Annotated in this window: 10 protein-coding genes; 5 read left to right on the forward strand and 5 right to left on the reverse strand. The window is 64.3% G+C overall.

The features are described from left to right. Positions 1–822: hypothetical protein (locus IC50_RS15170; protein WP_035705935.1), on the reverse strand; the 822-nt coding region annotated here is incomplete at its 3' end. Between the two features lie 276 nt (positions 823–1,098). Between IC50_RS15170 and IC50_RS15175 the strand changes: the two genes are divergently transcribed. Then, the gene (locus IC50_RS15175) at positions 1,099–2,349 is read left to right on the forward strand and encodes an SAM-dependent methyltransferase (RefSeq protein ID WP_035705938.1); all 1,251 of its coding nucleotides are present in this window, start codon (positions 1,099–1,101) and stop codon (positions 2,347–2,349) included. 23 nt (positions 2,350–2,372) lie between these two features. Here IC50_RS15175 and IC50_RS15180 read toward each other — a convergent pair whose 3' ends face one another. Next, a complete protein-coding gene (locus IC50_RS15180) occupies positions 2,373–2,576 on the reverse strand; it encodes a hypothetical protein (protein WP_035705909.1) in 204 nt (67 codons plus the stop codon). Between the two features lie 550 nt (positions 2,577–3,126). On the opposite strand from IC50_RS15180, the gene IC50_RS15190 reads away from it, so the two are divergent. Together IC50_RS15190 and alr are read left to right on the forward strand one after the other, a co-directional pair. Continuing rightward, positions 3,127–4,632: a replicative DNA helicase gene (locus IC50_RS15190; protein ID WP_035705916.1), complete on the forward strand. Its 1,506-nt coding sequence runs from the start codon at positions 3,127–3,129 to the stop codon at positions 4,630–4,632. Between the two features lie 62 nt (positions 4,633–4,694). Beyond that, a complete protein-coding gene (gene alr / locus IC50_RS15195) occupies positions 4,695–5,960 on the forward strand; it encodes an alanine racemase (RefSeq protein ID WP_035705920.1) in 1,266 nt (421 codons plus the stop codon). Between the two features lie 83 nt (positions 5,961–6,043). Here the strand turns inward: alr and IC50_RS15200 are convergent, their stop codons facing one another. After that, positions 6,044–6,262, reverse strand: a complete 219-nt coding sequence (locus tag IC50_RS15200) for a cysteine rich repeat-containing protein (RefSeq protein ID WP_035705923.1) — start codon at positions 6,260–6,262, stop codon at positions 6,044–6,046. A 42-nt stretch (positions 6,263–6,304) separates the two neighbouring features. Here IC50_RS15200 and IC50_RS15205 point away from each other — a divergent pair, with 42 nt between their 5' ends. Beyond that, complete coding sequence (locus tag IC50_RS15205) at positions 6,305–7,075, forward strand: exodeoxyribonuclease III (RefSeq protein WP_035705926.1); 771 nt, start codon at positions 6,305–6,307, stop codon at positions 7,073–7,075. A 3-nt stretch (positions 7,076–7,078) separates the two neighbouring features. Here the strand turns inward: IC50_RS15205 and IC50_RS15210 are convergent, their stop codons facing one another. Together IC50_RS15210 and IC50_RS15215 are read right to left on the reverse strand one after the other, a co-directional pair. Further along, a complete protein-coding gene (locus tag IC50_RS15210) occupies positions 7,079–7,447 on the reverse strand; it encodes a GFA family protein (protein WP_035705930.1) in 369 nt (122 codons plus the stop codon). A gap of 143 nt (positions 7,448–7,590) precedes the next feature. Beyond that, on the reverse strand, positions 7,591–9,489 hold the full coding sequence (locus IC50_RS15215) for an adenylate/guanylate cyclase domain-containing protein (protein ID WP_035705940.1): 1,899 nt from the start codon (positions 9,487–9,489) through the stop codon (positions 7,591–7,593). Between the two features lie 180 nt (positions 9,490–9,669). Here IC50_RS15215 and IC50_RS15220 point away from each other — a divergent pair, with 180 nt between their 5' ends. After that, positions 9,670–10,395 (forward strand): sulfite exporter TauE/SafE family protein, encoded by a 726-nt coding sequence (locus IC50_RS15220; protein ID WP_035705933.1) that lies wholly within the window; start codon positions 9,670–9,672, stop codon positions 10,393–10,395. Positions 10,396–10,480 lie beyond the last annotated feature (85 nt).

Here is a 10,480-nt window from a genome sequence, read left to right on the forward strand (position 1 = left end):
TTCCGCCGGCTTTGGCGCCGCCGGCTCGGCGGGCTTTGCGGCCGCAGGTGCAGCCGGCGTCACCTGCGGGACCGGATCGGGTCGTAACGCCGGAGCTTCGCTGCCACGCGGCTCGACCTTCGCGCTATCAGGCTTGGTCTCAACCGGCTTCTCGGATGCCTTGTCGGATGCCTTGCCGCTGTCGGGCTCTGCCTTGGCGCTGTCGGCCTTGACCGTCTCTGGCTTTGGCTCGGTCTTCTTGTCTTCGGCAGCGGGCGCTGCGGAATCGACCTTCGGCGCTTCCTCGGTCCCGGGTTTGGCGCGCCGCTTGCTTTTGCGCCCCTCGGGCGCTGCCTGTCCTTCCGGCCTCGCGCCCTCCTCGGCGGGCCGCGCAGCGCGCTTCTGGCGCGCGCCCTCGGCGGCGGCCGGCGTGGCCTCGCCCTCCGGCCTGCCGGCCTCTTGCGAGCGGTGGCGTCGGCCCTGATGCTCGGGCGACTGGCCCGGAGTGGTGCTCGCTTCCTTCTCCTTGGCGCCGTCCTTTTTGCCGTCCTTGGCCTGGTAGCGGGTGTCGGTGGCGCCGTTGGAGACGAGGTAGGAGGCGAGGACGCCCGCCATGTCCGAGCTCGTGGTGTAGTGCTGACGCAGGAATCCCGGCAGCGAACCCGGCGCGACGGACTTCAACAGTCCGCGCGGGCTCTTGTGGCAGGCATTGCAGGTCTGCGCGAAGAGTTGGGACGGGGTCTTGCCGGCCTCGAGGTTCGTCGCCTGCGCAAGAACGGCATCGGTTGCGCCGAAGCCAATCAGAAGCAATACCGTCGCGAGGCTGAGCGCTCGGCTCGACATTCCCATCATCTCCATTGAATTCCGCGAATGCGCCGGCTTCCGGCGCGGCGGCGGTCACCTTTTAACCGATTGAGCCGCGAATGGAAGCAGGCTCCACGCTCAAGGATGTGATTAAGCGATTTTCGAATATCGGCATTGAATGTAACGCCATAGCGCGACTGGAACCGCCTCGCTAGATTTTCGATGCAAACGCATAGGAACCGCTGCGGCGCCTGGGCGTCAGATGTGAAGGCCGGGTTAGTCGCATCCTTCGGGTTCGCTCGAGAGGAAATGTCGATGGACCGTTTGTTGCGTAGATTCCTGTCTCAATTCATCCGCCGCGGGTCGATGACGGTGACCGGCGCGAGCGGATCGAAGTTTACCGTCGGCGACGGCTTTGGCGAGCCGGTTGCGGTGCGCTTCGTCACCGCGGACGCGGAGCGAAAGATCCTCATCAATCCCGAACTCGGGCTTGGCGAGGCCTATATGGACGGCGAGTTCGTGGTCGAGCGCGGCACCATAGCCGATGCTCTCGCGATCCTGCTCGATCAACCCGACCTGTTGCCGCAGTGGGCAAAGCCGTGGTGGCACCTGCGCTACCTGACGCGGCACCTGAAGCAGTTCAATCCCCGCACCCGCTCCCGCCACAACGTCGCCCATCACTACGATCTCGACGGCCGGCTCTATTCGCTCTTCCTCGATGCCGACAAGCAATATAGCTGCGCCTATTTCGAAACGCCCGAGATGCCGCTCGACGACGCGCAGCTTGCCAAGAAACGGCACATTGCGGCGAAGCTCCTCATCAAGGACGGCCAGCGCGTGCTCGACATCGGCTCCGGCTGGGGCGGCCTCGGGCTCTATCTCGCCGAGATCGCGGGCGCCGATGTCACCGGAGTCACGCTGTCGACCGAGCAGTTGCAGGTCGCGAACGCGCGCGCCGCCGAAAAAGGCCTGACGGGCTCGGCCAGATTCCTGCTCCAAGATTATCGCGACATCGACGGTACGTTCGACCGCATCGTCTCGGTCGGCATGTTCGAACATGTCGGGGCCAGATTCTACGACGCCTACTTCCAACGCTGCGCCGAATTGCTGAGCGAGGACGGCGTCATGCTGCTGCACGCGATCGGCCGCTCGCAGGGCCCGGACTCGACCAATCCCTGGATCGCCAAATACATCTTCCCCGGCGGCTACATCCCCGCCGTCTCGGAGGTGCTGCCGGCAATCGAGCGCGCGGGCCTCCTGGTCTGCGACATCGAGATTTTGCGCCTGCACTACGCCGAGACGCTGAAGGCCTGGCGAGAGCGCTTCATGGCGCGGCGCGAGGAGGCCGTGCAGCTCTACGACGAGCGCTTCGCCCTGATGTGGGAATTCTATCTGGCGGCCTGCGAGATGACGTTCCGCAAGCAAGCCATGATGAACTTCCAGATCCAGCTTACCCGTTGCCAGGGCGTGGTGCCGATGACCCGCGACTACATCCCGCGGGAGGAAGCCCGGCTGCGGGCTCGTGAAGGCGCGACCAAGCCCTGGCTCAAGCTGGCTGGTGAATAGGTCCAGGTCCCTGGTCAACGGTCCTAACGCAGGGTCGACATCCGGGAGGTCCGGAAAGAAGTCGTTAACGCCAGTTGCGCCCGCAATTGCAGCAGGATCTCGGGCGCGACCGGCTGGCGACGCACGTCAGCCCGTTCAGCGTGCTGCATGGCCGCGATCAACCCGGACAGCCAAAGCCGGCTGCCTGCCTCGCTTCGCCAGTTCTGGTGCTGCCGTTCTGGCCGCATCGCTCGCCTCGTCCCTGTTGGCGGGGAAATGGGACAATCTCCGGCCCGCCTTCCTGTTCCGGCATTACCCCCGAAAGAATCCGGGGAGATGTGATCTGCTTCACATAACCCCGGTCGGGCCTGTCCTAGACCGTCGCCATGAGCAAAAAGCCTCAAACCTCATTCGACGTGCAGGACGACCTCCGCACCGACTATGCCCTGATCGTCACCGGCGTCGGGGCCGCCCTGGTTGCGTTGGTCTACCTCCTGCTGGTCTGAATCCGAGCCGAAGGCGGCCAGCGTGCGTCATTTCGCGCGCTCTGAATACGTCTGCGCGCAAGTCTACGGGGTTCATCGGTTTCGGGATTTTTCCATGGTGCGACCGCGGCCGCTTCTGGGACGAGCGAGTTCCGCGAAAATCCGTCAAGCGCGGCGCGTGCTGCGACCGCCAATCATCCACCATTTTAACTGAGCGGTTGATAGCGGTCAGCTTTTGCTTCCGCTTTGGACCGAGGCGGCGCTTTATCCCGGCCCCGCATCCGCCCAGGAAAATTGCTAAGCACGTCCGACCATGGCCCCGACTGATTCGAACGTTCTCAAACTCGCGCCCGACGCCGGAACTCCCGCCTATCGGAGCGCGCCGCATAATATCGAGGCAGAACAGAGCCTTCTGGGCGCGATCCTGGTCAACAACGACGCCTTCTACCGCGTCTCCGATTTCCTGGAGGCGAAGCATTTCTTCGAGCCGTTGCACCAGACCATCTTCGAGACCGCCGGCAGCCTGATCCGGATGGGCAAGATCGCGACGCCCGTCACGCTGAAGACCTTCCTGCCCGCCGACACCGATGTCGGCGGCATGACCATCGGACAATATCTGGCGCGGCTCGCCGCCGAGGCCACCACCATCATCAACGCCCAGGACTATGGCCGCACCATCTACGACCTGTCATTGCGGCGCGACCTGATCGGCATCGGCGAGGACATGGTCAACGTCGCCTATGACGCACCGGTCGACTTCCAGCCCCGGGTGCAGATCGAGGACGCCGAACGCAAGCTTTACGAACTCGCCGAATCCGGCCGCTATGACGGCGGCTTCCAGAAGTTCTCGCAGGCGCTGACGGTCGCGGTCGATCTCGCCGCAAAAGCGTTCCAGCGCGACGGAAAGCTGTCGGGCATCTCGACGGGCCTGCGCGACCTCGACACCAAGATGGGCGGCCTGCAGCACTCCGACCTCATCATCGTCGCGGGACGCCCCGGCATGGGCAAGACCTCGCTGGCAACCAACATCGCCTACAACGTCGCGCAGGCCTATGTCGGTGAGCTCCAGGCCGACGGCACCATGAAGGCCGCCAATGGCGGCGTGATCGGCTTCTTCTCCTGCGAAATGTCGGCCGACCAGCTCGCCACGCGTATCGTGGCCGAGCGCACCGGCATTCCCTCCTCCCACATCCGGCGCGGTGGCATCTCGGAGGCCGACTTCGAGAAGATCCGGCAGGTCTCGATCGAGCTGCAGTCGCTGCCCTTCTATGTCGATGCCACCGGCGGCCTGTCGATCGCGCAGCTGATGGCGCGCGCGCGCCGGCTCAAGCGCCAGAAGGGCCTCGATCTGCTCGTGATCGACTACATCCAGCTCCTGTCCGGCTCGGGCAAGCGCGCGAGCGACAGCCGCGTGCAGGAAATCACGGAGATCACGACCAGCCTGAAGGCGCTGGCCAAGGAGCTCAACGTCCCCGTCATCGCGCTGTCGCAGCTCTCGCGCCAGGTGGAATCGCGCGACGACAAGCGCCCGCAGCTCTCGGACTTGCGCGAATCCGGTTCGATCGAGCAGGACGCCGACGTGGTGCTGTTCGTGTTCCGCGAGGAATATTACCTCGCCATGAAAGAGCCGCGTCCCGGCACCGAGGAACACGCCAAATGGCAGGCCGACATGGAGCGCACGGTCGGCCGCGCCGAGGTCATCATCGGCAAGCAGCGCCACGGTCCGACCGGCACGGTCGAGCTGCACTTCGACGCCTCGGTCACGCGCTTCGGCGACCTCGCGCATGACGGCCAGCTGCCGGAACGCAGCGACTACTAGGTCCTCACCGAGTTCCGCGGGTTGAACCGCGCTTGTCTCTTGCGTAAAACGGCGCCATGACAATGGCGTCCGACCCGAAAACGATCCCGCAATCCGGCCTACTCTCCGCGGAGGCCAATCAGGCTGCCGCGCTCGCGGCCTATGGCGGCGTGCTGACCGTCGATCTCGACGCGATCATCGCCAATTGGCGCAAGCTCGAGAAGACGGCGGTGCCGGCCGAATGCTCGGCGGTGATCAAGGCCGACGCCTATGGCTGCGGTGCCGAACAGGTCGCCCGTGCGCTGAGCAAGGCCGGCTGCAAGACCTTTTTCGTTGCCACCATCGAGGAAGCGCGCAAGGTGCGCGCGGCCGTTCCGGAGCCCACGATCTACGTCCTCGGCGGCTATTTCCAGAACACCGGCGAGCACTACGCCAGGATCAATTGTCGTCCGGTGATCGGCGACCTCAACGAGCTCGCCGAATGGGACGTGTTCTGCCGCCGCAGCGGCTGGACCGGAGGCGCGGCCATTCACATCGATACCGGCATGAACCGGCTCGGCCTGACGTTATCGGACGCGCAGGCCATCATTCCCCGCATCAACGCCGGCGATCACGGCATCACGCTGGTGATGAGCCATCTGGTCTCGGCCGAGCAGCTCAACAGCCCGGTCAATGCAAGACAGCTCGCAGCCTTCCGCGGCATTGCCAGTGAGTTCTCAGGCGTCCCGGCGGCCCTCGCCAATTCCTCCGGCATCTTCCTCGGTGCGCCCTTTCAGTTCGACCTGGTGCGGCCGGGGGCTGCGCTCTACGGCGTCAACCCGACGCCGGAGGCCGACAATCCGATGCAGCAGGTGGTCGACCTCAAGGCGCGCATCGTGCAGATCCGCACCATCGAGCGCGGCGAGACCGTCGGATATGGCGGCACCTGGACCGCGCGGCGGCCGACCAAGCTTGCGATCATCGCGGTCGGCTATGCCGACGGCTATTTCCGCGCCGCCAGCTCCAACGACGGCACCCGCGGCGCCGAAATCATCGTGGCCGGCAAGCGCTGCCCGGTCGCTGGCCGCATCTCGATGGACCTGATCGCGATCGACATCACCGACCTGCCGCCGAACGCGGCGCGGCGGGGCCACATGGTGACACTGCTCGGCGACGGCATCACCGTCGACGAACTCGCGCACCATTTCGGCACGATCGGCTACGAGGTGCTGACCAGCCTCGGCCACCGCTATGCCCGAGTCTACAAGGGCGGCAATGTCGAGGAGCCGCTGGCAAAGCCGGCCACCGAACAACCTCCTTCGCCGTCCCCGGTCGAGCAGCCGGCGAGCCCGCCGCCGCTGCCGAGCTAGTCCCGGTCCCGATAGAGACTCTCGTGCCCCGACCGCAGCGCAGCCTTCGCGGCGTACTGCGCTGCAGAGCCGGAGCGCGAGACCTACTTCTTCCGACTGTCGATCGCCGTCTTGCAAGCAGCGCTGAGTTGGTCGCGCTTGCCATTGAGGCAGGCGACGACACGCCCGCCGCCCGGCGCGACGCCGGCGCAGAATTTGTCATAGTCCGCCTTGCACGCACCGCGCGGATCGGACGATTGTGCCGATGCGCCTCCGGAGAACGCGACGACGAGTGCGATGGTGACGAAGCTCAACTTGGACATGGTATCTCCGGTGACGGAAGGCAGGAGCCAGTAGCTCTCTACATGAAGATCGCGACATTCAACATCAACAACATCAACCGCCGTCTGCCCAATCTGTTGGCATGGATGCGCCTCGCGAAGCCCGATGTCGTCGCGCTTCAGGAGTTGAAGGCAAGTGATGGCGAATTTCCGGCGGCCGCGATCGAAAAGGCGGGCTACGGCGCGGTATGGTGTGGACAAAAGACGTGGAACGGCGTCGCCATCCTCGCCCGCGACGCCGAGCCGATTCTCACTCGCGACCGCTTGCCGGGAAGGCCCGACGATCTCGAAGCCCGCTACATCGAAGCGGCCGTGCGCGGCATCATCGTCACCAGCATCTACCTGCCCAACGGCAATCCGCAGCCGGGACCGAAATTCGACTACAAGCTCGACTGGTTCGCGCGGCTCAAGCGCCACGCCAAAACGTTCATCAAGCAGGATCTGCCCGTCGTGCTCGCCGGCGACTACAACGTCGCGCCTGACGAGATCGACATCTACCCGACGCGCTCGTGGGACAAGGACGCGCTGATCCAGCCGAAGAGCCGTGCGGCGTTTGCCTCGCTGGTCGATCAAGGCTGGCGCGACGCGATCCGCGAGCTCCATCCAGGCGAGCGCATCTACACGTTCTGGGACTACAAGCGAAACCGCTGGCCGCGCGATGCCGGCCTGCGGCTCGACCATCTCCTGCTCAGCCCCGCCCTCGCCCCGCTCCTGGCGAAAGCCGGCGTCGACAGGAAGATCCGTGGCGAGGATGGCGCGAGCGATCACGCGCCGGCGTGGGTGGTGTTGCGGTGACCCTCACCACAAATTCCTGCCGTCGATCACGTTCACCGGCACGGCGTCGAGATCGAAATCGTCGAACAGGCGGGCGTTGACGGCGACCTTGGGATTGTCGAAGTCGGGCTTGCCGGTCGACCAGTCCGGCGACTCCGAATAGGTGCCGCAGCCGCAGCTTGCGCAAAAATGGTGTTTGACGGTGCGGCTGCCCCAAAGATAGGTCGCGACGTTCTCCGCCGGTGACAGCAATCGAAACTGCGCCGGCGTGTAATAGGCCCACAGTGCGCCGCGCTTGGTGCAGAGCGTGCAGGTGCAGTGCGTCAGGCTCGAAGGCGCCTCCGTCACCTCGAACACGGTCTCACCGCGATGACAGCTTGCCTCGATCGGCATGATCCGCTCTCCGTTTTGTCAGCACATGGTCGTAGCCGGCCCCTACTGCCAACATGCTGTCAGCAGCCGGGCGCCCAGGCAAAGCATGAGAAAACAACCCCATGCACAGTAGCCGCCCCCTGTGCGCTCAATGACTTACCCCTTCACTCCGGAAGGCCCGCCTTGCGCAGTCCTTCAGCGATACGCCGAAACTCGGCAAGGAAAACGGCGTTGTCGGACCACGCAGACCCATCCTGCATCCAAAGGGCAATGGTGTAATCGGGCTTGAGCCGACGAAGCTCGGCAAGAGCGGCGTGAGCTTCACGCTCATGCCCCATCATTGCGTTAGCGGCAGCGAGATCTGCATAGGCGACCCAAAAGGGATTCACCGCGATGGAGCGGCGGCACCAGTCGATAGCCTCATCGTATTGAGCGAGATGGCTGTGCGCATGGCAGACGTAGAAGTACCATGTGCTTAGGAGCGGATCGCGGGGGCTGAGCTGAATGGCCATATGGAGAGGTGCAAACGCCTCCACAGAGCGGCCGACGCGTATCTTGGCCGCGCCCAGCGCGCCATGAGCCGGGGCGAGACTTGGATTTATCGCAATCGCGGCCATATACTCGCCGACCGCCGCGTCGACGTTCCTGCCCTTCGCCCGTTGGATCTCGCCCTTTACAAAATGCGCCATTGCGTCGCCGGGAAACTGCGACAGAACTTGGTCCACCGCAGTCTCAGCGCGCCGCAGCTGATCTGCGGGCGCATCGATCCAGCGATAATTGACTTGCATTGCCAGAGTATCTGCCAAGCCCACGAGCGCCTTGGGGTAGCCGGGGTCGATCTGGAGTGCGCGCTCGAAGAGGGCCTTCGACTGGGCCAACTGCTCGGGCGAATAGGGTCGGTTGAGCACAGCCAAGCCCCGCATCGTCAGATCGACCGCGTCCGGACTGTTGGGCCGCGCAACCTCGGCGTCGCGGCTTTCCTGGTTGGTCAATTCGAGATCAAGCCGCCGCGCCAGTCCACCCGTGATGACGTCCTGAAGCTGCAACGATTTGGACCACTCACCGTCGACACGCTCCGACCAGATCTCTGCGCCGGTCCGCGCATCGATCAAGCGGGCATTGAGCCGGACAATTGACTCCGTTCTGCGCAAGCTACCATCGAGAATGTAGCGAACTCCGAGTTCGCGGTGAACGCGTTTTGGATCAACGTTCTTATAGGCCCGGGCCGTACTCGGCGCGATCACGAAGCTGTCCTCGATACGCGAAAGATCAGCGCTTAGATCGTCGGCAACACCTTCGGCAAAGTATTCCTGCTCTGGTTCGTTACTCAAATTTGTGAACGGCAGCACGACAATCGATAGGCGGTGGTTCACAAGGTGCGGCTCGCGCGAATGCATGTACCAGTAACCAAAACTGCCGCCAGCCATCAACAGGAGAAGCACCAAGGTTAGCCCCACCCGAGCTCGCCGCACATCACGCGCAAGCCACAGACCAAGCGGATATCCCGAACCAGCGGGCAGCGTATCGCAGAACTGCAAGGCATAGGCTCGGACTGGGCGAGCAATATTTTTCAGGTTCTGCTCGCCCAGATCGGCGAACTCAACTCCAACCTTGCCTCGGACCTGATCATAGGCGGCGGAAGACATGCAGATGCCGCCGGGCCTCGCGATGCCCTCAAGCCGCGCCGCAACATTCACGCCATCACCAAAGATGTCATTCGGCTCGACGATCACGTCGCCGATATTGATTCCGACGCGGAAGGCAATGCGCCTGGCTTCTGGATCTTCGATTGTAAGTTCCTTGACGCGGGTCTGGAATTGCACGGCGGCTCGAACCGCTTCGACTGCGCTCGGGAACTCCGCTAAAAGGCCATCGCCGGTGTTCTTGACGATGCGGCCCCCGTGTTCGGCAATTGCTGGGGTGACTGCGTCCGTCAAAAGCGCAGTCAGTTTGGCATGCGTAGCTTCTTCGTCATGGTGCATAAGCCGCGAATAGCCGGCCACGTCTGCGGCCAATATGGCCGACAGCCTGCGCTCGACCCTGGCTGCCCGCTCCTGCACCATTGGCCGGCTCTCCAACAAGCTCAATATCTACGCCGGATTACCCGGCAGTGCCAATCGCGCCGTGTCGACATGGACCGGCGTCCGTCGCTAAAACGTGAGGCGTCCTGACCGATTGTTCGCGAATTGCGCCCACCCCCCGACCTCACGGGCTACAGTCCTCCAATTCCCGGAGCGCTCCCCTTGGCCTTTCTCTTCGTCCTGACCGTCGGCCTCGTCGCCGGCACCATATCCGGCATCGTCGGCACCGGCTCGTCGATCATGCTGATGCCGGTGCTGGTCTATGCCTACGGGCCGAAAGAAGCCGTGCCGATCATGGCGGTGGCGTCCGTGATGGCGAACTTCTCGCGCATCCTCGCCTGGTGGCGCGATGTCGATTGGCGGGCCTGCGCGGCCTATTCGGTGACCGGCATTCCGGCGGCTGCGCTCGGCGCGCGGACGCTGCTGGCGCTGCCCTCGCATGCGGTCGACCTCACCATCGGCATCTTCCTGATTGCGATGGTGCCGGTGCGGCACTGGCTGGCGCGGCACGACCTCAAGGCCAATCTCTGGCACCTCGCCATCGGCGGCGCCGTGATCGGCTATCTCACCGGCATCGTGGTCTCGACCGGCCCGCTCAGCGTTCCGCTGTTCCTCTTCTACGGCCTCTCCAGGGGCGCCTTCCTGGCAACGGAAGCGGCGTCCTCGCTCGGCCTCTACTTCGCGAAATCGGTGACCTTCGAACGTTTCGGCGCGCTGACCGGCGACGTCTTCCTAAAGGGCCTGATCGCGGGCGCCTCGCTGATGTCCGGCGCCTTCATCGCCAAGCGCTTCGTGCTGCATCTGAAGCCGGACGTGTTCCGCCTGGTGATGGACGCGATCATGATTGCCGCCGGGCTCTCGATGCTCTGGAACGCAGCTCAGCCGTGAGACGGCCACGGTTCAGGCGGCGAATTCGGGCGTGATCGGCGGGCTGTCAATGACGGGACGGCTCGCCGCCGGCTGTCCCTCGAGC

The sequence above is a fragment of the Bradyrhizobium genomosp. I (2014) genome (genome assembly GCF_000261685.1).
Classification (GTDB): Bacteria; Pseudomonadota; Alphaproteobacteria; order Rhizobiales; family Xanthobacteraceae; genus Bradyrhizobium.